Origin of the sequence: Paenibacillus sp. FSL K6-1096 (assembly GCF_037977055.1) — a bacterium.
Taxonomy (GTDB): Bacteria; Bacillota; Bacilli; order Paenibacillales; family Paenibacillaceae; genus Paenibacillus_AQ.
Map to the genome: position 1 here is coordinate 4,201,115 of NZ_CP150274.1, position 25,792 is coordinate 4,226,906.

A 25,792-nucleotide genomic window follows, 5' to 3' on the forward strand; every position below is an offset into this window, starting at 1 on the left:
ACAGCAGTAAAAAAGCATATCCCGCCGGAATGGCGGAACATGCCCGAATGCGTAACGCAGAAGCCGATACCTGAAGACAATATGTGATCGTCTTATCGTCCTTAGGTATCGGCAGCCTCTGGCCCGGATTCACGGAAGGCTGACTCTGCTTGTGCAGGCCGCATACGGACACCTTGCCTGTTCCTCGCAGGATTCTAGCGGTGCCATCCAAACAGGCAGGTCTCCTGGCTTCCGGTATCTCCTCCGTCGTCTTCCCAAGAGGGAGAATCGTCTCTCAGTGACCTTTGACGGAGGATGGTTCTCCAGCGGAAATTGACTGCCGGAGCATCCGGTTACAGTGGCGGGACCGCAGCGGTTTTGCACCGCGTTTCCCTATTAAGTCTCCTCCCGGTGAAGAGAGAGAAACACCTGTTTATACTAGATTTTGTTGTTATTTATTAAAGCTACCGCAATATATTGTGTTTGTAAATGATTTTTTGTAATCCCGCACGGGGAGCGGGTTCCGCGCTTTTACTCACAGATTAGTCCACAGGTAATCCACAACTTTCCTGCTCTAACCTCTGAAATGATTCATAAATTCTCCGAAAATATGCCACAAAGACTTCATAAATAGTGTGCGTCAAATCCTGGTGACCGGGTGGGGGGATATATGAATAGAATGATAGTATTGCAGCCGTTGATTTGTAGCAGGGCCGCCGAAGAGGTACAATTAGGAAGGAAAACAGGCAAAGGCGGGTACAAGATATTCAGGAGGGATGGCACAATGGCAATTGGCGAAGTGACCGTGATTCCGATTGGCACAGGCAGTACCAGTCTCAGCAGCTACGTGGCTGATATGCAGCGCGTGCTGCAGACGATGGAGGGCATCACCTATGAGCTGACTTCGATGGGGACGATTATAGAAGGACCGGTGGACCGGATTCTCGCAGCGGTAGCCGCGCTGCATGAGTCGCCGTTCACTGCGGGCGCGCAGCGGGTCTCCACCTCGCTGAAGATCGATGACCGCCGCGACAAGCTCTCCACCAGCCGCAGCAAGCTGGAATCCGTGGAGCGCAGGCTGCAATAGGACCCGTCCGGCAGGCCCATTACACAAAAAGGGTTGCGTTTTTGGCTGGAAGAGTTATAATATTTTTTGTTTGGCAGACCTCAGCGTCTGTAAGCTGGTGTAGCTCAGGGGTAGAGCAACGCACTCGTAATGCGTAGGCCGGGGGTTCAATTCCCTTCACCAGCATATTATGAATGGCGATAGTGGCGCGGTATTCGGAACTTCCGAGACCGCGCCATTTGTTTATTATGTAAGGAGACTAAGAGGGGATAACGATTGGATTTTCTCCACTTACTAGTGAACGATTAGACTCTGCTGGGGAGATAGTTGGACAAACAACACTTAATTTTTCGCCTTTCCCCTATTTATAGTGTATCCGTTAAGAATAGATGCTATTTTTCCAACTGCTTCTATTCATTCGGCAGAAATCGCGGAAATAAGATACGTTTGTCCATTTGTTGGCCGCAGGGAGAGTTCAGCAGCTTCATGAGGGACACTCCTTCCCGGCAGTTGCCTTAAGTGTACCATCATCCCCCTGCCATTAATCCATCATCGAAGCTATTTCAAAATAAAGGAGGAAACTCATCCATGAAATGTCTCACCATCCGCCAGCCGTGGGCAACCCTGATTGCGCTGGGCGAGAAACAATTCGAGACCCGTTCCTGGTGGACGCTGTACCGCGGACCCCTGGCGATTCATGCCGGGATGCAGGTGGATAGAGCGATATGCCTGACTGAGCCCTACCGGTCGGTGCTGGCCCGCCACGGTCTTACTTCGGATGATCTGCCGACGGGAAGCATTATTGCAACCAGCCGTATAGCCGATTGCCTAGAAGTTACATCTCATGAGGTACAGCAGGGCTGGCCGGGCGGGAATGAATATGTGTTCGGTGATTATACGGAAGGACGGTTTGCCTGGAAGCTGGAAGAGGTGGTTCCGCTAGTTCATCCGATACCTGCCAAGGGACGTCTGGGCTTCTGGGAATACCCTGTACTTGAAGAGGACATGTGAGTTACCGGCAGCGGTTCATGTATTTTTTTGGCGGGATTAGCCGTTGGCGGGTATAATAAGGATATTCGGCGGTAAATCCTCTTATATATAGAGTAACAGATTCTGCGGCAGATGCCGCTGGAGCCTGAGGAGACGGCCGGGAAGGAGCGTATGCATCATAGATGGGTAGCCTTCTGATTGCATGGCTTTGTATGCTTTGTTTGTACCTTGTGTTCAAGGATCAGGTAAGCCGTAAAATTCTTTACCCGGTAGTTGCGGCAGTGATCTGCGGCACGCTGGGGTTTTGGAAAGTATTGATGTAGCTGTATGCCAAATGTTCTTGTGGTGAAGTCCTGCCTTGCGGCAGGCTTCTTTCTTTGGCCCAATTCTTGAAAAAGCTCACCCCAGCCCGTCCAGCCCCAGATATCTGCGCATGTGCAGGGTGGCTTGGGCGTTAATAACATCATCCAGCAGCAGCATCCGTTCGTGGTAGCCCCGGCAGATGTATTTGGCTTCGACGCCGGCCTCCAGCCGCTGCTGCTCGTAGACCTTCAGCCTGCGGGCCCGCATCCCGGCACGAACCTCCTGCAAGTCAGCCGCCGCCGCGTGAACAGCAGACTGGATGACCTCTAGATAAGGAGCGGGTGTGCGCAGCTCCAAGGACATGACGGAAGCATCGTGTTCGAAGGCGGATAGAATCAGCGGCAGCAAAATATAGGATTTGACCAGCATATTGTCCTGACTGTCTGCTCTATGCATCGGACTCAACCTCTCTATAAGAACATGTATTCCCATTCTAACGCAAAGTTCAAAAAATAATCAATGGGTTTTATCAAACAACCCTATCAATGTGACATAATTCACAAAATAAAATAAAGAATTGCTTTATATTAAATTTTAGATATTAAAGATTAAAAATAAAGCGTTCAAAGGAGAATGGAAATGAGTGTTGATGGAAGTCTCCGCCGTGGTCTGGTCTTCGGGTTCCTGCTCAGCATACCGCTCTGGATGTCCCTGCTTGGCTGGCTTCAACTGCTCTAGGACATATGGACCAAAATTTGATATTTAAAATTTACAATTTTATAGATGGCCTCTGCTCTCTTACGGCTGCATGCAGAAAAGAAAGACTGTGCCAAATCCTTGCGGGGCAAGGGGTTGTCCCGTGAAGTTTTCGAAAAAAACAGGTAAATATCTCCTTGGAATGGATTGACAAAAGGGCTGCAAACCAGCTAAACTTAATTTAGTTCAAAAGTAACAAATGTCATAGACTCGCTCAGCATGAATACATATGTAATGACAAATGCATATGCATATCCAATCATGTACAAACGCAAACCGTATCGAAAGAACGGGACGCAAAGCCTGGAATCTACAGCCGCGCAAGTTGTGGCTAAGGTCGTCCGGCCGCCGTGAAGCTAACCCTTCGTGGCGGTCTTTTTTTGTTATAGTTCTGCGAGAGATTCATAGATTAGTTAATAGGAGGTGCAGACTATTGAAAAAAAGTATACGCAAAACAGCCGCTGTCTTTCTGGCAGGCGTAATGGCCCTGTCCAGCGTTGTCATCTGGGGGACAAATATAAGAGCAACTTCCGGAGCGCCGTACACTCCCGCGGGTGTTTTGGGGGTTGCGGGGAATTTTAATGCTTTTATCTTCGGGGATTTCGCACAAGAGAATGACCAAATTGAGGGGCGTCTTGCGGCCGGGGGGAATATTACTCTAACAGGGGGATATGGAGTAGCAAGAGCTTACAGGGATGCTTCACCCACGGATGTGCTCGTTGCCGGCAAGAAGTTCACCCACTCGGGCAGCGGAGAAATTTACGGAAATGTCGTGTACGGGACCAGTATTTCCGTTAATGAACCTAGTGTGAACATCAAGGGGGCGAAGAAGCAGGGGAGCCCGATAGATTTTGCAGCTGAACAGCAGGCGCTAATCTCCCGCTCCGCAGAGTACGGGGCATTGTCCGACACGGTGGCGATTGACAACAATGGTTACGGGACGCTTAAGATCAAAGCGCCGGATGCCTTCAACGTCGTCCATGTGGATGCCGCTACAATGGCGAAAACCAACTATATTGAGTTCGACATCGCTCCGAGCGCCACGTTGATTATTAACATAAGCGGGTCTACAGTCAATGTGCCGAGCTTCGCGATGAATAACGGCAAGCCCCGCCAGGTATTATTCAACTTTTATCAGGCTAGTCAGGTCAATATCGAATATACCTCGTTCTTGGGGACAATTCTCGCTCCTAGAGCTGACGTTCATTACAAAGGAGCAGAGCTGTACGGGACATTGATTGCCAAAAGCTTCACTGGCGGAGTTGAAATGCACCTTGGACCGTATGAGGGAGAGGGGCCGCCGCCGAGTCCGACGCCTACTGTGACACCGACACCGACGGCAACACCATCACCAACGCCTACGTCGACCGCGACACCGACGCCAACGCCAACAGCAACACCAACGCCAACAGCAACACCAACACCAACAGCAACACCAACACCAACAGTAACACCAACGCCGACGCCAACAGCAACAGCGACACCAACACCGACGCCAACACCAACGCCGACAGCAACAGCGACACCAACACCGACGCCAACACCAACACCAACGCCAGAACCGACACCAACGACGGAGCCGACACCAACGCCAACGCCAACGCCAGAACCGACACCAACACCAACGGCGGTGCCAACACCGACGCCAACACCAGAGCCGACACCAACGCCAACGGCAGTGCCGACACCAACGCCAACGGCAGTGCCGACACCGACGCCAACGGCAGAGCCGACACCGACGCCAACGACGGAGCCGACACCAACGCCAACGCCAGAACCGACACCAACGCCAACGGCAGTGCCAACACCAACGCCAACAGCGGTGCCAACACCGACACCAACACCAGAGCCGACACCAACACCAACGGCGGTGCCAACACCAACGCCAACACCAGAGCCGACACCAACACCAACACCAGAGCCGACACCAACACCAACGGCGGTGCCAACACCAACGCCAACACCAGAGCCGACACCAACACCAACGGCGGTGCCAACACCGACGCCAACACCAGAGCCGACACCAACACCGACCGTGACACCGGGACCAACGCCAACACCAGAACCGACGCCGACGCCAACACCGACACCAGGACCAACACCAACGCCAGAGCCGACGCCAACGCCGACACCAGGACCAACACCAACGCCAGAGCCGACGCCGACGCCAACACCGACACCGGGACCAACACCAACACCAGAGCCGACACCAACACCGACACCAGGACCAACACCAACACCAGAGCCGACACCAACACCAACGCCGACACCAACAGCGACGCCAACGGTAACACCGACACCAACACCAACGCCGACACCAACAGCGACGCCAACGGTAACACCGACAGCAACACCGACAGCAACACCAACGGCGACGCCTACGGCAACACCAACGGCAACACCGACAGCGACACCAACACCAACAGCGACACCGACAGCAACACCAACGGCAACACCAACAGCGACACCGACAGCAACACCAACAGCAACGCCAACGGTAACACCGACAGCAACACCAACGGCAACGCCGACAGCGACACCAACGGCAACGCCGACAGCGACGCCAACGGCAACACCGACAGCAACACCAACGGCAACGCCGACAGCGACACCGACAGCGACACCAACAGCAACGCCGACAGCAACACCAACGGCAACGCCGATAGCGACACCAACAGCGACACCGACAGCGACACCAACGCCAGCGCCAACACCAGTGATACCGGCGTCAACACCAAACCCGGGGCCGCCGTTTAGCTTCCCGACAGTGCCTACGCCGACACCGATTATCGGGTTCATCGTGAACAGTAGTGAGGTGGCGCTTGATGATGATCCGCTGCCGCTTGGACCTGTAGCAACACCTGCGGCAACACCGGGACCAACGCCTTCGGCAAAGGTATCTACAGCCGCAGTAACACCTGCACCAACAGCAACGCCAATACCGGCAACGGAAGTCATTCTTGCGGATGACGAAGTTCCGTTGGGCAGTGTATCCGCAGATACGGTTGCAGGCGGCACGCTGCCTAAGACGGGTGAATCCAGTCCGGCACCGTACTATTTCACCGGTCTGGCACTGGCTGTTCTGGGAGTAATCCTTAGAACGGTGACCAGAAGCAATAGACACAAGTAAAGAACCAGCATTATAGTTCCAACTGGCAAGGGCTGTTTCCCGGAGAAGACGTTCTCCTGGAAGCAGCCTTTTATTAATTAATAAGGAGATGGCGGCTCGTGGCCAAATGTAATCGAAAAACCGAACACATTCGGTGCTGCGTGGGCGCGTGGTCCAAATGTAATCGAAAAACCGAACACATTCGGCGCTACGTAGGCGCGTGATCCAAATGTAATCGAAAAACCGAACACATTCGGCGCAGCGTGGGCACGTGGTCCAAATGTAATCGAAAAAACGAACACATTCGGCGCTGCGTGGGCGCGTAGGCCAAGTTCGCGGGCAAGTGTATGTGCTGGTGTTAAGACGGCGGCCTGCCCGATTTCTTAGTTGACCCTTGACCGTGCTATACTAACCTCAAAATGAAGGTCAGGCAGTAACTTGCATTCCGTATAGGGAATGGCTGCTTGCCGGGAGGAGGAACGCCGATGTGGAGTATATACGTGCTTGCGGCGCTGATTGTGATCGTCGGGGGCTTGGCGTATGCCGGTAATTATTTATATGGAGTCGCCATTAAGCGGGCACCCAAGGAATTCCTGGGCAAGACTCCGGACCTGAAAGCCGATCCTCCGGTGGCCGGGGCTTCCTGGGCAGAAGGAGCGCAGTGGGTGGCACAGCACAGCTTCCGTGAGGTGGAGCTGACGTCTGAGGACGGTCTGAAGCTGCAGGGGTATTATCTTGCCTCGGAGCGCGCCGCAGGGCGTACCGTTATTATTGCCCACGGGTATTCCGGCAAGGCTAAGGATATGGGAGCTACGGCCAAGAATTACTATGACAATCTGGGCTATAATGTGCTGCTGCCTGACGCCCGGGGCCACGGCCGGAGTGAAGGCAATTATATCGGCTTCGGCTGGCCGGAGCGCCGCGATTATCTGCAGTGGATTCAGTTTGTGCTGCAGGAGAACGGCCCGGAGGCGCAGATTGTGCTGCATGGCGTATCGATGGGCGGGGCCACGGTACTGATGACGGCCGGTGAGGAGCTGCCTTCCCAGGTTAAAGCGGTGGTTGCCGATTGCAGCTACACCTCGGTGAAAGCGCAGCTGACCTACCAGCTGAAGCGGATGTACCATCTCCCGGGCTTTCCGTTTGTGCATATTGCGAGCTTCGTGACCCGGCTGAAGGCCGGTTATACCTTCGGGTCCGCCTCAGCGCTGAAGCAGGTGCGCCAGGCCCGGGTGCCTATACTGTTCATTCATGGAGATGCAGACAAGTTCGTGCCTTTTGCGATGATGGATGAGCTGTATCAGGCCTGCCGGAGTCCGAAGGAGAGGCTGGTGGTGCACGGGGCGGGGCATGGTCTGTCTTATGACACGGACAAGGATGTATACATCCGCACTGTAGGCGAATTCGTGGAACGTTATGTCCACAGCCCGGCTGCGGCTGAATTCTTACATTAAAGGCCCTGAAACGTAGACGCGCCCGGTATCCGCAGACAGCGGGTACCGGGCGCTAATTATGTTCCACACATGGGGCCTCTCCCTGACAACAGGGGAGCAGCAAGCCATGTTTATTCGGTATATTCATCCCCCGCCGTCCGTGAGCGTGACGGGTGTCGTTGTTCCTTGTTATTTCCAGCAGCCGTATGGGCGAGAGCAATCCTTCCAAAACGACAAAAGCCCTACCTCTCTTTTGTCCTTGCGGCTCCTAGGCCGCGCCAGTGTGAATCGGAATACTATATTCGAATTTAGTCTCATAAAAAGGAAGAGTCCTGCAAGAAAACGTAAGATTTATTGTCCAAACCGCCGATAATAAAAACAGGTGATTCATCGGCCTGACATCTTCTTGATGGGGATAAACATACACGATAACAAAAATATTACTATATTATAGCATGGAATTCATATAAACACAACTGGATATTGAGCCAAGGCTAGGACGGAAATGAGGGCGCAGATGAGACTATACAGAAGATTTTTGAGGAATCAGGTCCGTAACTACATATTTGGCTCTGCTGTGGCTGTGCTGGCTGTCGGGAGCCTGATCATGCTGTCTTCGCTGGAGATCAGCCGGGCGGAATATATCCGCCTCCTGCTTGTGTTGGCCTTCTCATTCATCATCATGGCCGGTACGGAGATAGTCGTCTTCGTGAACCAGATGAGGCCCATACGGGCGGCATTGCTTGAAGAGAACAGTACACTCCCCATACTGGAAAAAGCCTATCTGCATACTCACCAGCTGCCGAGGCGCGCCGTTCTGCGGATTATGGGCCCGCATCTTCTCGGATTGTCCCTGCCGGCTATACTGATTACGTACTGGATGATCTACAGCGGCTGGGTTACGTTCCCCTATGTCTATCTGATTCTGGGCATGTGCGGAGCGGTGCTTATCGCATCCATGCATGCACTGATTGAATTCTTCCTGACCTGTACCGCCATCGTTCCGCTCATTAAGGAATTCAGGAACCGTGCGCTGGAGCGGCATGGTGTTGATTTCTCGCTGGAGGGCCATGTATTTGTGCCTATCCGCCCCAAATTTCTAATCAGCTGCATGCTGATCGGCACCTTTCCGCTGTTCCTGTTCATCATGGCCACCCATATCCGCTTGAACGGCAGCGGTACGGCGATAGCGGTTGTGGGCCTTCAGAGCTACTGGGCCTGGGCAGGCATGGTGCTGCTGATCGGGACCCTGTTCTCCTCCATCGCCGCCTGGCTGCTGACGGGCAGTGTGCAGCATCCTATTAATGAACTGTACCAGGCCATGAACCAGGTCAAGGATGGCCATCTGGTCCAGGTGCAGGATGAGTATTCCGATGAATTCTCGAAGCTGGTAGCAGGCTTCAATATGATGGTCCGCGGGCTGCAGACTCGGGAGATGCAGAGCAGGCAGCTGCTGGACAGCTATTTCTCCACCCTCGCCGTGGCGCTGGATGCGCGTGATCCCTATACCGCAGGCCACTCGCTCCGGGTTGCCGAGTATTCAGTCATTATCGGGCAATTGGCGGGAATGACCGGCCAGCAGCTGGACGATCTGCGCAAGTCGGCACTGCTGCATGATATCGGCAAAATCGGAGTGAGAGACAGCATTTTATTCAAGGAAGAAGCTCTGACGGAGGAGGAATTCACCCAGATTAAGAGCCACACCGTGCTGGGGGAGAACATTCTGCGGCAGATTGAACCGGCTGAGAAGATGGCACCTTATCTCGGGGGCGTCCGCTCCCACCATGAGCGCTATGACGGCAGAGGATACCCTGATGGTCTGGCCGGTTCAGATATTCCCTTGCACGGGCGGATTATCGCGGTGGCGGATGCTTATGATGCCATGACCTCGGACCGTCCGTACCGCAAAGGGATGGACCATGAGCAGGCGCTGACCATTCTGGAGCAGGGCCGGGGCAGCCAGTGGGACCCGGAGTTCGCCGGGCTGTTCCTGGCATACTATGGACGGAAGACGGAGCTTCCCAAGGCCGATTGTGCGGTCAAAACGGGATAACGGCACGTTGACCCGGCCAGTTCATTGCATAAATGTGAGGCTGAAGCGGACTCTATCCAGTATATGGAGGCTCCGCTTCTGTTTTGCGTGCCTATTTTGTGAACTGGGGCACAAAACCGACAATTCCCGACGACATTCATTGAAGGTTTGGGGGCAGACCGTTATAATTATGAAGTCTGGATTTTAATTAAAAAATAAGGGAGATTTCTATGAAACGCGCAGATGTGCTGCTGATTTCTATCGTTCTGATCGCTGCGCTCGCTTTTCTCGTACCGAGATGGCTGTCAAACGATGCTGATAAAGGTGGGCCGGGCAAAGAGCTGAAGGCCAACATAACGGTAGACGGTAAGCTGTTCAAGACCGTAACCCTCACCAAAGAAGAGCAGACCATTGAAGTCCGCACCGAGCGGGGCTATAACATTCTGAAGGTGCATGATTATGGAATTGAGATGTTCGATGCGGATTGTCCCGATCAGGTATGCCTTGGCTTCGGATTCATCACCCTGCCTAAGCAGACCATTGTATGCCTTCCGCACCGGGTACTCGTTGAAATCGCAAGCGGGGCAGGGGAGGATGAAGTAGATGGGTATGTCCAGTAGTGAATCGGCGACAGCGCTGAAGCGGACGGTTATTATTGCGATTTTTGCAGCCGTTGCCGTTGTGCTGAGTATTGTGGAGGCGCAGATTCCGCTTGCCGGGATCGGCCTGATGCCGGGGGCGAAGCTGGGGTTCGCCAATATTATGATTCTGACCTGCATATACTTTCTGCGCGGGCGCGATGTATTTGTGCTGGTGATTCTGAAGACGCTGCTAACCGCCTTCCTGCTCGGCACGCTGTCCAGCCTGCTGTTCAGCCTGTTCGGGTCGATGTTCAGCTTCATCGCGATGTTCGCGCTGGTGAAGCTGGGCCGCAAGAAGTTCAGTGTCATCGGCATCAGTATTGTGGGCGGTCTTGCCCATAATACAGGCCAGCTGCTGGCGGCATCGTTCGTATTTAATTCAACCAGTATTTTCTATTACCTGCCGGTTCTGCTGATCACCGGTATTGTAACCGGAATTGCGGTCGGCTTCGCCGTGCGGTATGTAGTTGACTCGCTATCCAGAATCTCTTTGTTTGAAGAGTTCCTGAATGGACCGGGCCATTAGCAGCGGAAGGATGAGCAACATGAATCAAGCGTACCAAGATACATTCTCCGGTGAGCAGCCGGTGGTGATTGCACTTGAAGAGGTATCCTTCGGCTATGATCCGGAGCATCCGATTCTTCATGATATCAGCGTATCCATCCCGCAGGGGCAGTGGGTAAGCATCGTTGGACCCAACGGCTGCGGGAAATCTACACTCGTCAAGCTGCTGAATGCGCTGCTGCCGAAGAGCGCCGGCAGTATCTCTGTCTGCGGGCATGTCCTGCAGGAAGAAACGGTTCAGCCTATCCGGCAATGCATCGGGATGGTCTTCCAGAACCCGGATAACCAGTTCATCGGGCAGACGGTCGAGGAGGATATTCTTTTCGGCCTGGAGGGACTGTGCCTGCCCTATGAAGAGATGAAGGAGCGGCTCGATTTCTATACCGCGAAGCTCGGGATCAGCCATCTGCTGTCCAAGCACCCCGGAGAGCTGTCGGGCGGGCAGAAGCAGCGGGTCGCCATCGCCTCGATCCTCGCCATGAAGCCAGGCATCGTCATCTTCGACGAGGCCTCTTCCATGTTGGACGAAGGCAGCCGGGACGAGCTGATGGGCATCCTGCGGGACATGCAGGCGGAGGGAACCTATACGATTCTGCTGATCACCCATGATGCCGATGAGATTCTGGCCTCGGATCGGGTGCTTGCACTGCATGGCGGAGGTATTGCGGCCGATGTGACGCCTGCGGAGCTGTTCCGCGATGCGGAGCTGCTGAAGAGCTGCCATCTGCGGGAGCCCTACACCTGGCAGCTCGCCCGGGAGCTGCAGAGCCGGGGAATTACGGTGGAGGTACCTGCCGGGGAAAAGGAGCTTATAGACACGCTATGGCCATACAACTACAGCAAGTAAGCTACACCTATGCGGACCGCAGCATGTGGCGGCAGACAGCGCTGCACGATATTAATCTGCATATTGCCGAAGGCTCACTGACCGGGATTGCCGGGGCGACGGGCTCCGGCAAATCCACCCTGCTCCAGCTCTTCAACGGGATTCTGAAGCCGACGGAAGGCACCGTGCAGGTATTGGATGTGACGATCACCGCAGGCGAGAAGTCACCGCGGCTGCTGCCGCTGCGCCGGCGGGTCGGCCTCGTCTTCCAGTTCCCGGAGCAGCAGATGTTCGAAGATACGGTCGAGAAGGACCTCATCTTCGGGCCGCTCAACTTCGGCCTTAGCCTGGAGGAGGCCAAGGAGCGGGCGCGCCGGGCGATGACCGACATGGGGCTGGATCTGGCCCTCCTGGAGCGGAACCCGTTCCGCCTCAGCGGCGGCCAGATGCGCAAGGCTGCCATCGCCTCCGTGCTGGCGATGGACCCGGACATTGTGGTGCTGGATGAGCCGACAGCCACCCTCGACCCGGTCAGCCGCGCGGAGCTGATCGCGCTGCTGGAGCGGCTGTGCCGCGAGCAGGGCCGGACGATCATCATCGTGACGCACCGGATGGATGAGCTGCTGCCGTACGCGGACCACTGGGCCCTGCTGAAGGGCGGGGAGCTCGCCTTCCAGGGCAGCGGCCGGGAGCTGGCCGCCGATCCGGCGATTCTGGAGCGCTGCGGCCTGAGGATCCCGCAGTCGCTCCGGTACTGGCAGGCCGTAGCCAAGCGCTTCGGCCTGGAGGACGAGCCGCCGCTCCTGACCGCAGAAAGGCTGGCGGAGCGGATGGCCGCGCTGCTGCGTGAGCGCGGGCACACCGGCGGAGCGGAAGAAATGAGGGATGGCCATGAATGAGCGTCTGCTGCTGGGGCGCAGCATTGACACAGGCTCCTGGGTCCATAAGCTGGATGCCCGCTCCAAAATTACCGGAATGCTGCTCTACGTAGTCATCATCCTGCTGTCCACATCGTGGATGGCGATGGGGCTGCTCGCCGTATTCTCCATCATCGTGATGGCGACCACCCGCATTCCCCTGAAATATTTCATTAAGGCTGCGAAGCCGCTAAGATATCTGATGTTATTCATCTTCATCGTACAGGCGCTGTCCGTGAAGGAGGGGGAGGTGCTGTGGTCGCTGGGCTCCTTCTCCCTGCATGAGGGCGGCCTGCGGCTCGGAGCGTTCTCGGTCATCCGCATGCTGTTCCTGCTGACCTTCACGGCGCTGCTGACCTTCACAACGACCCCGGCCAAGCTCAATCAGGGACTGGAGGGCGTGCTCTCGCCCTTCAGGAAGCTGGGACTGTCGCCGGACCGGATCACGCTGATGATCAGCATCGCGCTGCGTTTCATTCCGACGATTCTGGATGAGGCGCAGATTATCCTCAAGGCGCAGGCCTCGCGCGGCGCGGATCTGAAGGAGCTGCCGCTGAAGGAGAAGGCGCGGATGCTGGTCTCGCTGCTGGTGCCGGTCATCGCCAGCGCCTTCCGGCGGGCGCAGGACCTTATCTATTCGATGGAGGCCCGGGGCTTCCGCATGGGAGCGCCGCGCAGCCGGTATCACCGCCTCAGGTGGGGCGCGGCTGATACGCTGTTTGTTGCGATGTTCGTTGTTCTGGGAATTGCAGTTGCATCATTGTAAGACATTTGGGAGGCTACGAGATATGGCACGTTTTTTTAATGGAAAAGAGATTGAATTGCTGGCACCTGCAGGGACGTTCGAGATCTTCAAGGCTGTGATTGAAGCGAAGTGTGATGCGGTCTATTTCGGCGGTCCGGTGCTGAACATGAGAATGATGCGCAAGGGCTATAACTTAAGCCATGAGGAGATTCTTGAAGCGCTGGATATTGCCCGCCGTCTGGACAAAAAGGTGTATATCACCGTTAATAATCTCTTCAGCGAAGAGGATGTGGAGGAGGCCAGAGAGTACCTGCGTTTCCTGGATACAGCACGGCCGGATGCGCTGATTGTGCAGGACATGGCTGTACTGGAGCTGATCCGCGAGATGGGGCTGTCCCTGCCGGTCCACGCCTCGGTGATGATGAATGTGCATAATCTGGAGATGATCCACGCACTGAAGGACCTGGGCGTCAGCCGGGTCGTGACCTCACGGGAGATGGATCTGCAGACAGCGAAGCTGCTCGGGCGTCAGAGCGGAATGGAGCTGGAATATTTCATTCATGGCGATATGTGTTCCGTACATGGGGCGAACTGTTATTTCAGCTCCCAGGTGTTCGGGATGAGCAGCAACCGGGGCAAATGCATGAAGCCTTGCCGCTGGGATTACCGGATTAAGCGTGACGGTTATGTATTCCCGGCCGAATATCCGCTGGCGGTGAAGGATATGTTCATGTATGAGCATCTGCCGGAGCTGATTGATTCCGGAATCACCTCTTTCAAGATCGAGGGCCGGATGCGCGACCAGGAGTTCATGGTAATGCTGGTGAATGCCTACGGCGATGCGCTGGACCGTTATATTGCTGATCCGCTCGGCTTCGACCGGACCGTGGACTCCAAGGAGCTGCACAAGAACCGCAAGCGCGATTTCTCGACTGCGTATGCCTTCGGCAGACCGGGCTTGTCCAATATCAACCGCCGTTATGAAGGAACAGGCAAGTTCTACAGCACCGGCAAAGTATTCAGTACACCGACGGCAGAGCGTGAGCTGTCTGAGGAACGCGTGATGCAGCTGCGTGAACGCCTGGCTTCCGGCAAGCGGAGTAACCCGGCTAAGCCTGGGCTTGCGGTGCGGGTGAATAATATGGAGCAGGCGCGGCTGGTCCTGGAGATGGGCGTAGATAGCCTGTATCTGCCGGGAGATGTGTTCGAGCCGGACCGGCCTTTTACGAAGCAGGATATCATGGAGCTTGGAGCGGTCAAGGGGCAGACGAAGCTGTATCTGGGGATGCCGCGGATGATGAACGAGCTGCATTTTGACCAATATGACCATCTGCTGCATGGCGAGAAGCTGCCGATTGACGGGCTGATGGTGACGAATCTGGGCGCAGTCCGCCGCTACCGCACTACCGGATATCCGATGATTGGTGATGTGAGCCTCAATATCTATAACCACCTGTCTGCCGGGCTGTATGCGGAGCTTGGGCTTACGAAGCTTACTGTATCACCGGAGATGACGATGGAGCATTTCGCTTCCTTTACCTCGCACTGCGGGCTGCCGCTGGAGGTTGTGGTGCACGGAACGCCGGCGCTGATGTATATGGAGCATGACCTGTTCGAGAATACCGAAGTGATGGAGCCGATCGGCGAGGAAGACAACCAGTACGTGCGCAATGATGTGCTAGTCCTCAAAACCGATAAAGGCGAGAACCCCGTCTACCGCGACCAATACGGCCGCTGCCATCTGCTGTTTGCCAAAGAGCTGTGTTACCTGCCGATGTTGGACGAAATGAAGGACCTGGGCATTGCCACCTTCCGCATTGAAGGAGCCACTTACAGCACACAGGAGCTGCGTACCATTATTGCCGCATATCAGGCTGCACTTCACGGGCCGAAGCGGGAGAACGATCTGCTGGGCGGACTGAAGCCGGTATATGCCGGATACACGCTCGGGTCGCTGCAATTCAACTAACATTATTCAATTTTAAAATATCGCTGAAGCGAGTATAATTAGAGCAATGGTGCATTTATAAGTACTTTTTTTCACAAGTTCAAGGACTGTGGCCTGCCGTACATCCGCAGTTGAAAGTGAGGGTATTAACATGGAACAGAGCAATTATATCGGAAGAGAAGCCGTAGCCGCCAAAAGAAAGCAGCACTTCTACCCGTGCACCGCACATTTCTACCGGGATGCCCCGCAGCTGGTACGCGGACACATGCAGTATCTCTACGATGAGAACGGCAAGGAATACACGGACTTCTTCGCCGGGGTATCGGTGGTCGCCTGCGGCCACTGCAACCCGGCCATCACCTCCCGCACCATCGCGCAGCTCCAGCAGCTGCAGCACACCTCGCCCATCTATCTGACCCAGCCGAATGTGGATTTGGCGGAACGTCTGGAGGGACTGCTGCCGGGTGCCTTGCGCCGGACCTTCTTCGTCAACAGCGGCTCGGAGGCGAACGAAGGGGCGCTCCTGCTCGCGCGGATGCATACGGGGCGCAAGGGCTTCATCGCGCTGGAGGCGGGCCTGCATGGCCGGACTAACCTGACGATGAGCGTAACCGGACTGCAGATGTGGAGAACCGATGCCTATCTGGATGAGGATGTGACGTTCATCAAGCGTCCGTACCACCCGGACCTGACCCTGGAGGAAGCTGCGGCGCAGTCGCTCCAGCATCTGAAAGAGGTGCTGGCCGAGAAGGGCGACACCATCGCCGCCATGATTGCTGAACCGATTCAGGGGAACGGCGGGATGGTTATGCCTGCGCTGACCTATTTCCGTGAGGTAAAAGCCCTGCTGGAGCAGTACGGCGTGCTTCTGATCGACGATGAGATTCAGACCGGCTATGGCCGTACGGGAGCGATGTTCGCGATGGAGCATTACGGCGTAGTGCCGGACATCATCAGCATGGCTAAGGCGCTGGGCAACGGCGTACCAGTCGCGGCATTTTCGACGAAGGATGAGATTGCCGCTTCGCTGAACAAGCCTTCCGCATCGACCTTTGGCGGGAACCCTGTTTCTGCGGCTACCGCGCTGGCGGTGCTGGATTATATCCAGGGCGAGCGGCTGCCGGAGCGTGCGGCTGAGCTGGGCGGACGGCTGAAGCAGGGCCTGCTTGCCCTCCAGCAGCGTTACCCTGCGTTGATTACTGATGTGCGGGGCACGGGTCTGATGCTGGGAGCAGAGCTGGCCGGTTCGGGTACGATGGATGCCGCTGCGCTGACCGACCAGGTACTGGAGGAGCTGAAGGACCGGGGCTATCTAATCGGCAAAAACGGCATAGGCCGCAACGTCCTCGCCTTCCAGCCGCCGCTGGTGGTCACGGCAGAGAACATCGACGCCCTGCTGGCGGCGCTGGATGAAGTGCTGCAAGCGATCCATTGAAGAAAGAGGCACATGATTATGGTTATCTTTAATGCTTTTAAGAATACGGCTCTGAAATTAAAAATGTTCAGCGAGCTGGTGATGTTCTCGCATACGCTGTTCTCGCTGCCGTTTGCCATCATCTCGATGGTGTGGGCGGCGGGAGGCTGGCCTTCGGGCCATATGATGCTGTGGGGGCTGATCGCTCTGATCGGGGCGCGCAACGGGGCCAATGCGTTCAACCGGCTGGTGGACCGCACCTTTGACGGCAACAACCCGCGTACGGCCCACCGCCATCTGCCGCAGCGCCTGCTCGCCGAGAAGGAAGTTATCCTGTTCATTATCGTCAACTATATTCTGTTCATTGTAGCTTCCGGGATGCTGAATCTGCTCTGTCTGCTGCTGTCACCGGTGGCGATTGTACTGATCTCTTCGTACTCATATACCAAGCGCTTCACCTTCCTTAGCCATCTATATCTGGGCTTCGTGATTGCTTCGGCGCCGATTGGCGCGTGGTTTGCGGTAACGGGGAACATCGCCTTCACGCCATTCGTGATCGGAACAGTGGTAATGCTCTGGATCGCCGGCTTCGACATTATCTACGGCACCCAGGATATCGAGTTTGACCGCAACAACGGCTTATGGTCCATTCCGAGCTTCTTCGGTCTGGAGAACGCGCTGCGGATCTCCAAGGGCCTGCATTTCATCATGATTCTGCTGCTGCTGTTCCTCTACGTCTGGCGCGACCTCGGCTGGATGTACCTGGTTGGCATCGGGATCGCTACCGTGCTGCTGATGACCGAGCACAAGATTATTAAGCCGTCCAACCGCAAGCTGATGAAGGTGGCTTCTTATAATTTGAATCAGGTGATCAGTATGGTGATATTGCTGTGCACGTTGATTGATTATTTTTACGTTAGTTAGGGCGGGAGAGGCCGGGATGCTGCACTGCGCTGCATGGCGGGCGGGAGAGGCCGGGAAGCTGCACTGCGCGGAATGTTTGGACTTCCGGTCGCTGTTAACTTCGGATTCCCTGATTGAAACCGCCAGCCGCGGTAGAAATCCGAAGTTAAAGGCGAACGCTGCCGCTCCTTCAGTTCCAAAATTCCTCTCCGTTCCGTCCTGGCCTCCCCCTGGGCAACAACTAACTTCAAAAAGACAACAAGCCTGCCTAGCGGGGCGGGCGGCAGAAAAGCGCGGAAAGCTTAAATCCGCGCTTTTCTTGTTGGGCTTGAAACTTAAGAGCAAGGCCAAAGAGAGAAACCCCGCAACCCCGCAAACCCCAAACCCCAAACCCCAAACCCCAAACCCCAAACCCAAAGGTGAAACCCATTCCCACTGCTAAACACGCTCACGTTCGCTTTGCTGCGTTCGCTTGTTTAGAGGGGGGCTAACTAACTAACCGACCAACCATTGGCATGGCAATTGTACTCTGTACAATAGAATCCGCTGAAATTAGTGTGAGAATCGCATCGGTTGCACTCTGTACAGTAGAATTTGCTTCATGGGCGGGTAATGGACACTTTTTCTGAAATCTAATGTACGAAATGCAGCAGAACGCGTTTGAGTTAAAGATTTAGTGGGATCTACTGTACAAAGTACAATCATCAGCAGTAGACTTCCCACGATGGGCGATGGGCGATGGGCGATGGGCGATGGGCGATGGGCGATGGGCGATGGGCGATGGGCGATGGGCGATGGGCGATGGGCGATGGGCGATGGGCGATGGGCGATGGGCGATGGGCGATGGCGATGGGCGATACCGCCTGTCACAAATTATCCTTCGCCACTCATCAGCGCCAACTCATACTCCAGCCGCCCCTCGAGTGCATAACTGTATTTCGTGCAACTAAAAGTTGGATAATAGACCGATTTCGCACGATAGATGTATTCCGTACAACTAAATTTGCTGAAAAGGGGCGTTTGTGTGAAATAAGGCCGAAATAGGTGTACAGAGTGCAGTTATAGTGGTAGTCGTTCAGATAAAAGGTCCTTTAGATGTACAGAATACAATTAGTGGCTGTCGAGTACAGGTTGGGGTGCTAATGTTCAGCGTGTTATGGGGAGCTGCTGCGAGCGAGGGGGCGAAGGGCGAGGGTGCCGCAGGCGAAGGCGTGAAGGGGCTAGGACCAACAGTCCATCCCCGGTGGCTCCGCAGAGGCCACAAAAAAACGAGCCTGATTAAAGGCTCGTGCTTGGGAAATAATGATAGATGAAGCGAACGGTGCGTGAGGCGGGAATCAGCGGTCACGGCCGGCGAAATAGCGGAGCAGGATGTCCAGATCGGCATGGGCCGGGAAGCTGGACAGCTGCTGCACGATAGCGGCAGCCTGGGACAGGTAGTCCTGGCTGACGGCCTCGGCACGGGTGAGCGCATCGCTGCCCTTGACCAGCTCCAGGACATGAGCGATGTCCTCTGAAGAAGAGGCAGGGCCGATGCTGCGGATCACCGGGGCAAGCTGCGGGTCCTGCAGGGCGAAGAGCACCGGCAGGGTAACCTGTCCGTGGCGCAGATCGCTGCCGGCCGGCTTGCCAAGCACATCTGCGGATTGCGTGAAGTCCAGAATGTCGTCCTGAATCTGGAATGACATCCCCAGTGCTTCACCGAAGGAATAGAGCAGCTGGGCCGTCTCCGCGCTGCTCTCTGTGGACATTGCCCCCACCTTCAGACAGGTAGCCATCAGCAGCGCTGTTTTGTTGCGGGACTTCTCCAGGTACTGCTCCATCGTAAGATCATAGTCGAAGACATGCTCCATTTGCTGATATTCGCCCAGGCATAACTGGGTGGTTGCCACAGAGGACAGGTCATGAACGTACTGGTCCCGGTCCCCCGAATACTTGCTGAGCAGTTCAATGACGCGGGCGGACATATAATTGCCGATGTGCACAGCGGATAAGATTCCGGTCTTCATATGCAAGGCAGGCTCGCCCCGCCGCTGCTCGGCATTGTCGATAATATCGTCATGAATCAATGAGGCCGCATGGATGAATTCAGCCGCTGCCGCTAATTGCAGAGTACGGCGTCCGGGGGTCTTCAGTCCGAACCGGCTGCCGACTACAACCATCAGCGGGCGGAGGCGCTTACCGCCGGAACCCGTCAGCTCAAGAATGCTCTGCGCCAGCAGTGACTTCTTGGGCACATCCTTGTCGCGGACCACCAGATTCTTAATTTCGTTGTTAATTTCATTCAGATCAATATTCAGTGCTTCATGCAGCTTCATTGTGTGTGTTCCCACCTGTCAAATGGCTTTGCTGGTACGGCTTCGTTGTTTGCGCTCCTGAATGAGGAATTCATCAAAGTCCCGGGCCGGATGATGTGCTGTGAACTCTCCATTTGAACGTTTAATCTGCATTTTCTTAATCAAGGGGGCCATGTAGGCCACCAGGTCCAGCTCCCGGCATTTCACTGCGAACTGCAGGTAGAAGCTGTAGAGGTAATCTCCATCCAAAATGTTGCGGGTCAGGTCAGGATGATGCGGGACACATTCCATATGGCGCTGCGCGGCCACGGTAAGAATGGTATAAATGCCTAGCAAATGGACTTTGCGGTCATATTCCAGATCATGGCGTTCCAGTACCGTTAGCAATTGCTCACATTCTGCCGGAGAGAGAGACAACTGAATTCCGGCGATCTGGGACATTTCAGCCTGAAGCAACCGGAACGTATCTTCAATGAGTTTTGGATTCACAAGCTTCTCTCCTTCTTATCGGTTTTGCCGGAAGCAACCATAGCCCTGTTAATCCCTACAAAACCATTGTGCTGCAATATTGCACGAATGTGCATTCACCTTGTTAAACAAGGAGAGTAATGTGTCCAAGGACACATTACTCTTAAGCATAACATATTCAGCTGACAGCAGCCCGCAGGTCAGTCGGTAAATAGATACCAGCGCCGGACGAGCGGAATCTTCTTCCACTGCTTCTTGAGCCAAGGCAGAACATAGTAATCCAGGCCGAACACGCTGCCGGAGCCGCCGATGCAGGCAATCGCTGCACCTACATACCAGAGCATCTCGGTGGCTGCCATCTTGGTGGTCCAGATCATTACCGCCATGGCGATCGTTGCCAGGGAGGAGATGGCTGTGAACAAACCAACGATGAGCATAATACCGAAGACGATTTCGGCACAGACCATACCGATCTGGAACCATTTCGCCAGGAAGGTGTAAGAACCGTCATTGTTGTAGAACAGAAGATCCATGAACCAGTTCGACGTATTATAGATGAAGCCTGGAACCGGCAGAGCCGATACTGCTTCTTTGGCAGTGGAGACTGCGGAAGCGGCAGACTGGGCATCTACTGTAGTCTTCACGGCATCAACGGCTTGGCTTGCTGCCGAAGTGGCGTCTGCATAAGGAGCAGCAGGGATCAGGAAGATCTTGTTCGGATCAACCCATATCTTGCGGATCTTCTCAATCCCTTCGTACAGCCACATGCCGCCAAGCAGCATACGGAGCGGAACCAGCCAGAAGTTCGGCGAGCGCTTGGAGAAGTATCCGCCGACGAAGCTCTTGCGGTTCTCCACATGGAAGAACTCATGCATCATATAAGTCCAGACCTTATTGAAGCCGGCTACCTGGGACAGGTAGAACATATTAATGAAGTGTTTGGACAACATAGCCATGAAGCCGGTCAGCATGAACAGCTTGCCCGGAAGACCAACGTTCGCTACACCGTAGCGGCTGCCGATCGAGACCATGGTGCCGTGGAAGCCTGGTTTGTATGCTTTCTTAGGCGTGCCCTTGATATCAGCGGTAATATTGCCCGCGATTACCGGAGCGGCCTGTTCAGCATTCTCAACCATCTGTGGCACCGGGCGCTCTTCGCCTTCAGGAATGAAGAAGATGTTATCGCCGACAACATAGACATTCTTATGGTCAACACTCTCAAGGTGTTCATTAGTAACAATACGCTTACGTCCCTGCTGCTGAACATCAAGGCCGCCGACAAGCTCGGAGCCTTCGACACCAGCGGTCCAGACGATGGTCTTAGCTTCAACCACGTTCTTCTCGCCGAGAGCTACGGAGCCATCACCAACTTCAGTGATCTTAGCGCCTGTAACGATCTCAACCTTCAGCTTGCGCAGACGGGCTTCGGCTTTCTGGATCAGCTTATCCGGCAGGATAGGCAGGATCTTCGGAGCCATATCCGCTACAATCAGTCTGACTTCAGACGGATCGATGAAGAATTCTCTGCACAGCTCGTCGCGCTGCTCAGCCATTTCACCCACAAGCTCAACGCCGGTGAAGCCTGCGCCGATGATGACGAAGGTCAGCATGGAACGGCGTACGGCCGGATTCTTCTCTTTCGCAGCCTGGGTGTACATATCGCGGATCTGCCGCTTCAGGGCTACTGCATCATCGTAGGACCAGAAGGAGAAGGTATTCTCTTCCGCTCCCGGAATTCCGAAGAAGGTTGGTTTGCTTCCTGTGCCGATGACCAGATAATCATAAGCATAAGTGGCTTTGCCGGATTTCAGCTTCTTGCCTTTGAAGTCGATGTTGGTGATCTCATCAAGAACCACATCAACCTTCAGGCCGGCAAAGATTTTCTTCAGGTCAACTTTGATCGAATCCTCAGGTGCGCGATTCGCAGAAACCTCATGCAGCTCAGTCAAAAGAGTGTGATATGGATTCCGGTCGATCAGTTTGATTTCTACATCTTTGTCGTTCTTAAATTTCTTTGCCAGTTTTTTAGCCGTGAGTACGCCGCCGTAGCCGCCCCCCAAAATGACTATTTTCTTCAAGAGAAACTCACCTCATTCGTCTGATTAGCTGCAAAAGGGTAGCGAATACTTATTTCGCGCCTTCGAGTGCTTTTTGTGCCAGGGTGAAATATTCGCCAACGTGGATCGATACGCCGGAGATAGCGTCTGTCTTGCCTTCGGCATCCAGTGCAGGAGCCTGGCCTTTATTCTCAAGGAAGTATTTCTCGGCAAGTGCGATTTCTTCGTGCCATTCAGCAGAAGCGCCGCCGGCTTTCATGCCGTACTTGCCGTCTACGGAATATTGTTTCTTATCATCGCCTGCTGCATTCACACCGCTGAAATTAACAGCTACAACGTTACCGTTAGCTACTGTCAGGGCTACAGTGGACTTCCAGCCGGATTCGGCATCCATTTCGCCTTCAGCTTTGTATCCGCCGTCTTTGTAAGGACCAGCTTCAGTTGGGCCGGCAGCAAGAGCGGCTTGAGCAGCGCCTACGAAGTCGCTGACATGAACGGATACGCCGGAGATTGCATCGGTTTTGCCTTCTGCATTAACAGTCAGGGCTGCAGGGTCTTGTTTCTCAACGAGGAAAGCTTCTGCCTTAGCTGCCTGCTCATGCCATTCGGCTTGGGCGCCGCCCTTTTCAACCAGACCGTATTTGCCGTCTTCAGATACTTTTTTCTTCAGATCGCCGGCTGTTTTAGTGTTGAACGCATCCCAGTCAGCCTTGGTGATTTTGCCGCCTTCAACAGTCAGGATAGCAAAAGTCTGCCAGCCGGTATCCGGATCAACGTCTACGGTTCCGTAGTAAGTTCCGTCCTGGTATTTGCCTGTTTCAGCAGCAGGTGCAGCAGTGGCTTCAGCAGCAGGTGCTTCGGTTGCTGCAGCAGGAGCATTGGTCGCTGCGGCGTTGCTGTCGTTCTTGTCATTGCCGCATCCGGCGAGCAAAGTGCCAAGAACCAGGGCGCTTGACAGGAGTACAGAAGCTTTTTTCATTTTGATATGACCTCCAAGAAAATAGTTTAAAATATATATATTAAAATGTAAAACATTTTAATAGCGATTGGAAGTGATAAAAATCACTTTATAAATGACAAATGTCACGTTTAAATCGGTCTTAAGTCCCTTTTTGTAGCAGGCATACGACATATATCGGTAAGCAAAAGAAAAAATTTAATGATCTCGTTTCTTGTTCGATGGCATTTTAGCACAAGCAGGGGGATTGTCATGTGAAAATAATCACTTAAATATTAAATAATTTTACTTCTGAAGTATATCAAATTTTATGATTTTTGAATAGCTTTTTTAAAAGGCTTTTATGTGACAATATATGAGTTTTTTCGCGCAGAAAGCGTCAGCGGGCACTTCAGGACGGGCACCCGGTCCGATTCAGCCAAAAGTCATAGGGGTAATACTTCACAAGGAATTATAAGCTTATGCCACACTATAAAAAGACAGCGAAGGAGATGAGCTTGTAGTGGATAACAATGTGATCAAAGGCAAATGGCTGCAGATTAAAGGTGAAGCGAAGAAGCAATGGGGCAAGCTGACGGATGATGATCTGGACGTGATTGCCGGTGAAAAAGACAAGCTGGTAGGCAAGCTGCAGGAGCGTTACGGCCATTCCAAGGAGGACGCCGAAGCGGAATACGATAAATGGGAGCAGTCCTACCGGAGCTAAAATATAGGCTTGAAGTATCAGGAAAAGGAGCGCGGATCAGAGCTGATTCGCGCTTCTTTTCTGCCCGCACCCGCAAGCAGCGCAGGATGCGAAATCAATGTGCGTAAATCAGCCCGCCCTCTCATACACATACATATGTTATAGCCCTGTTGCTTCATGTTTTCATCCCTCTATATATGATACTATAAACAATATCGCTGAGATCTCATTTTTCGCTGCAGGAGTGAAGCTATGGAATATGTCAAAATCTTTTTTGTGAATACAGCACTGCTAATTACACTGTCCTATCTGGCTAATTTAATATACAAGCATACGGTGACCTACGCTTCTGAGCCTGTCAAAAAAATGAGCTGGGTGCTGCTGGCCATCTTCGCAGGGTGGATCAGCAGCTTTTTCGGATACCGTCTGCAGGAGCATGTGATTTTTGATCTGCGGTTTGTGCCGCTCATCATCTCTACCCTGGCTTATCCCCAGCCGCTGGTTCTGCTCATCATCGGAATCGGGACCGGGCTGACCCGGCTGACCTTCGGGGTGACGGAAGCGGCGCTTGTGGGAGTGCTGAACCTGTCGCTCCTGGGTCTGCTCTGTGCCGGCTTAAGCCTCTGGATGCAGCGTTCGGCGATGTCAATGGTCCGCAAGGGCACGGTTGTCATTCTGGCTGTCAATCTGGTGAATACGCTGAATATCGCTGTATTCGGGGTCATTCCCACACGGGAATACATAGCGGATATTATGCCCGTTACCTTGTCTGCGGGGCTGGTGCTCAGTGTGCTGTTTGCGCTGATTATCCGGGACTTCCATCTCGACCTGATGCGAACCGGGCAGATTGTAAGAGCCAATGAGCTGTTGTCGGAACAGACGGAGGAGCTGCACAAGAACAAGATTGTGCTGGAGGAACGGGCCAAGCAGCTGATGCTTGCCTCGCAGTTCAAATCGGAGTTCCTGGCGAATATGTCGCATGAATTGCGGACGCCGCTGAACAGCATTATTAATCTGTCTCAGATGATTGAAGAGAGCGACGATGGGATGAGTGCAGAGGAGCTGTCTGAATACGGCGGAATTATACGCCGCTCGGGGGAAGAGCTGCTCTCGCTGATTAATGACATTCTTGACCTGTCCAAGGTGGAGGCCGGGAAGCTCGATGTAGTGATAGAGGAGCTGAATATCAGCGAGGTGCCGGACCTGCTGGTTCAGCATTTTGGCGTCATTGCCAGACAGAAGCAGCTCACGTTCAACGTGCAGATGGATGAAGCGGTGCCTCCTGTGATCTACACAGATCCCCAGCGGGTGCAGCAGATTCTGCGCAACCTGCTCTCGAATGCCTTCAAATTCACTGCCGCCGGCGGGGTCTGCATGAATATCCGGGTGGCGGAACGGCAGGAAGGGCCTGCTTCGCGCAAGTGGGTCGTCTTCGAGGTGCAGGATACCGGCATCGGCATCCCACCGGAGAAGCATGATCTGATCTTCGAGGCCTTTGAGCAGGCGGACACGAATATAAGCCGTAAATATGGCGGCACGGGGCTGGGCTTATCCATCAGCAGCAACCTGGCCCGGCTTCTGGGCGGCTTCATTACCCTGCATAGCCGGGAGGGTGAGGGCAGCTTATTTTCGTTACATCTTCCGCTTCCTTCCGGGACATCCTGACACCACCAATAACATTTGTGAATTCGGTATATTGA

The 25,792-nt window shown here is 54.3% G+C and carries 20 protein-coding genes, 1 tRNA gene and 2 riboswitches; of the genes, 16 read left to right on the forward strand and 5 right to left on the reverse strand.

What is annotated here, in order from left to right; genetic code table 11:
• Nucleotides 1–196: 196 nt before the first annotated feature.
• A riboswitch (cobalamin riboswitch) is annotated at nt 197–427 on the reverse strand.
• A 336-nt stretch (nt 428–763) separates the two neighbouring features.
• The 3 genes from MHI24_RS18725 to MHI24_RS18735 all read left to right on the forward strand — a co-directional run bounded on the left by MHI24_RS18725 (nt 764) and on the right by MHI24_RS18735 (nt 2,056).
• Nucleotides 764–1,066 (forward strand): MTH1187 family thiamine-binding protein, encoded by a 303-nt coding sequence (locus tag MHI24_RS18725; protein WP_340021039.1) that lies wholly within the window; start codon nt 764–766, stop codon nt 1,064–1,066.
• Between the two features lie 93 nt (nt 1,067–1,159).
• Nucleotides 1,160–1,231: transfer RNA gene (locus MHI24_RS18730), tRNA-Thr, on the forward strand.
• A 402-nt stretch (nt 1,232–1,633) separates the two neighbouring features.
• Nucleotides 1,634–2,056, forward strand: coding sequence for an ASCH domain-containing protein (locus MHI24_RS18735; RefSeq protein ID WP_340021040.1), 423 nt, complete (start codon nt 1,634–1,636; stop codon nt 2,054–2,056).
• Between the two features lie 378 nt (nt 2,057–2,434).
• Here the strand turns inward: MHI24_RS18735 and MHI24_RS18740 are convergent, their stop codons facing one another.
• Entirely contained in the window at nt 2,435–2,794 is a 360-nt protein-coding gene (locus tag MHI24_RS18740) for a hypothetical protein (RefSeq protein WP_340021041.1), read from the reverse strand.
• Nucleotides 2,795–3,354: 560 nt separating this feature from the next.
• A riboswitch (cyclic di-GMP riboswitch) is annotated at nt 3,355–3,447 on the forward strand.
• Nucleotides 3,448–3,527: 80 nt separating this feature from the next.
• Between MHI24_RS18740 and MHI24_RS18745 the strand changes: the two genes are divergently transcribed.
• From MHI24_RS18745 to MHI24_RS18795, 11 genes are all read left to right on the forward strand, one after another.
• Entirely contained in the window at nt 3,528–6,224 is a 2,697-nt protein-coding gene (locus tag MHI24_RS18745; protein ID WP_340021042.1) for a collagen-binding domain-containing protein, read from the forward strand.
• A gap of 464 nt (nt 6,225–6,688) precedes the next feature.
• The gene (locus tag MHI24_RS18750; RefSeq protein WP_340021043.1) at nt 6,689–7,657 is read left to right on the forward strand and encodes an alpha/beta hydrolase; all 969 of its coding nucleotides are present in this window, start codon (nt 6,689–6,691) and stop codon (nt 7,655–7,657) included.
• Nucleotides 7,658–8,153: 496 nt separating this feature from the next.
• Complete coding sequence (locus tag MHI24_RS18755; RefSeq protein ID WP_340021044.1) at nt 8,154–9,689, forward strand: HD domain-containing phosphohydrolase; 1,536 nt, start codon at nt 8,154–8,156, stop codon at nt 9,687–9,689.
• Nucleotides 9,690–9,898: 209 nt separating this feature from the next.
• Entirely contained in the window at nt 9,899–10,288 is a 390-nt protein-coding gene (locus tag MHI24_RS18760; RefSeq protein WP_340021045.1) for a NusG domain II-containing protein, read from the forward strand.
• Nucleotides 10,272–10,835: a Gx transporter family protein gene (locus MHI24_RS18765; RefSeq protein ID WP_340021046.1), complete on the forward strand. Its 564-nt coding sequence runs from the start codon at nt 10,272–10,274 to the stop codon at nt 10,833–10,835. Before MHI24_RS18760 ends, MHI24_RS18765 begins: the two co-directional genes overlap by 17 nt.
• A 19-nt stretch (nt 10,836–10,854) precedes the next feature.
• A complete protein-coding gene (locus MHI24_RS18770; protein ID WP_340021047.1) occupies nt 10,855–11,721 on the forward strand; it encodes an ATP-binding cassette domain-containing protein in 867 nt (288 codons plus the stop codon).
• Nucleotides 11,697–12,599 (forward strand): energy-coupling factor transporter ATPase, encoded by a 903-nt coding sequence (locus tag MHI24_RS18775; protein WP_340021048.1) that lies wholly within the window; start codon nt 11,697–11,699, stop codon nt 12,597–12,599. The genes MHI24_RS18770 and MHI24_RS18775 overlap by 25 nt, the downstream gene beginning before the upstream one ends.
• Nucleotides 12,592–13,383, forward strand: coding sequence for an energy-coupling factor transporter transmembrane component T (locus tag MHI24_RS18780; RefSeq protein ID WP_340021049.1), 792 nt, complete (start codon nt 12,592–12,594; stop codon nt 13,381–13,383). The genes MHI24_RS18775 and MHI24_RS18780 overlap by 8 nt, the downstream gene beginning before the upstream one ends.
• Nucleotides 13,384–13,405: 22 nt before the next feature.
• Complete coding sequence (locus MHI24_RS18785) at nt 13,406–15,331, forward strand: U32 family peptidase (protein ID WP_340021050.1); 1,926 nt, start codon at nt 13,406–13,408, stop codon at nt 15,329–15,331.
• Nucleotides 15,332–15,461: 130 nt separating this feature from the next.
• Nucleotides 15,462–16,745 (forward strand): aspartate aminotransferase family protein, encoded by a 1,284-nt coding sequence (locus MHI24_RS18790; RefSeq protein ID WP_340021051.1) that lies wholly within the window; start codon nt 15,462–15,464, stop codon nt 16,743–16,745.
• 18 nt (nt 16,746–16,763) lie between these two features.
• Nucleotides 16,764–17,648 carry a UbiA-like polyprenyltransferase gene (locus MHI24_RS18795; protein ID WP_238650817.1) on the forward strand — a complete coding sequence of 295 codons (885 nt, stop codon included), beginning with the start codon at nt 16,764–16,766 and terminating at the stop codon, nt 17,646–17,648.
• A gap of 1,316 nt (nt 17,649–18,964) precedes the next feature.
• Here MHI24_RS18795 and MHI24_RS18800 read toward each other — a convergent pair.
• From MHI24_RS18800 to MHI24_RS18815, 4 genes are all read right to left on the reverse strand, one after another.
• Nucleotides 18,965–19,945 carry a polyprenyl synthetase family protein gene (locus MHI24_RS18800; protein ID WP_340021052.1) on the reverse strand — a complete coding sequence of 327 codons (981 nt, stop codon included), beginning with the start codon at nt 19,943–19,945 and terminating at the stop codon, nt 18,965–18,967.
• Nucleotides 19,946–19,963: 18 nt separating this feature from the next.
• A complete protein-coding gene (locus MHI24_RS18805) occupies nt 19,964–20,413 on the reverse strand; it encodes a hypothetical protein (protein ID WP_340021053.1) in 450 nt (149 codons plus the stop codon).
• A 179-nt stretch (nt 20,414–20,592) separates the two neighbouring features.
• On the reverse strand, nt 20,593–22,470 hold the full coding sequence (locus tag MHI24_RS18810; protein ID WP_340021054.1) for an FAD-dependent oxidoreductase: 1,878 nt from the start codon (nt 22,468–22,470) through the stop codon (nt 20,593–20,595).
• Nucleotides 22,471–22,519: 49 nt separating this feature from the next.
• A complete protein-coding gene (locus MHI24_RS18815) occupies nt 22,520–23,428 on the reverse strand; it encodes an FMN-binding protein (RefSeq protein WP_340021056.1) in 909 nt (302 codons plus the stop codon).
• Between the two features lie 481 nt (nt 23,429–23,909).
• Between MHI24_RS18815 and MHI24_RS18820 the strand changes: the two genes are divergently transcribed.
• Nucleotides 23,910–24,113 (forward strand): CsbD family protein, encoded by a 204-nt coding sequence (locus tag MHI24_RS18820; RefSeq protein WP_340021057.1) that lies wholly within the window; start codon nt 23,910–23,912, stop codon nt 24,111–24,113.
• Between the two features lie 231 nt (nt 24,114–24,344).
• Nucleotides 24,345–25,757, forward strand: a complete 1,413-nt coding sequence (locus tag MHI24_RS18825; protein ID WP_340021058.1) for an ATP-binding protein — start codon at nt 24,345–24,347, stop codon at nt 25,755–25,757.
• Nucleotides 25,758–25,792: the final 35 nt, after the last annotated feature.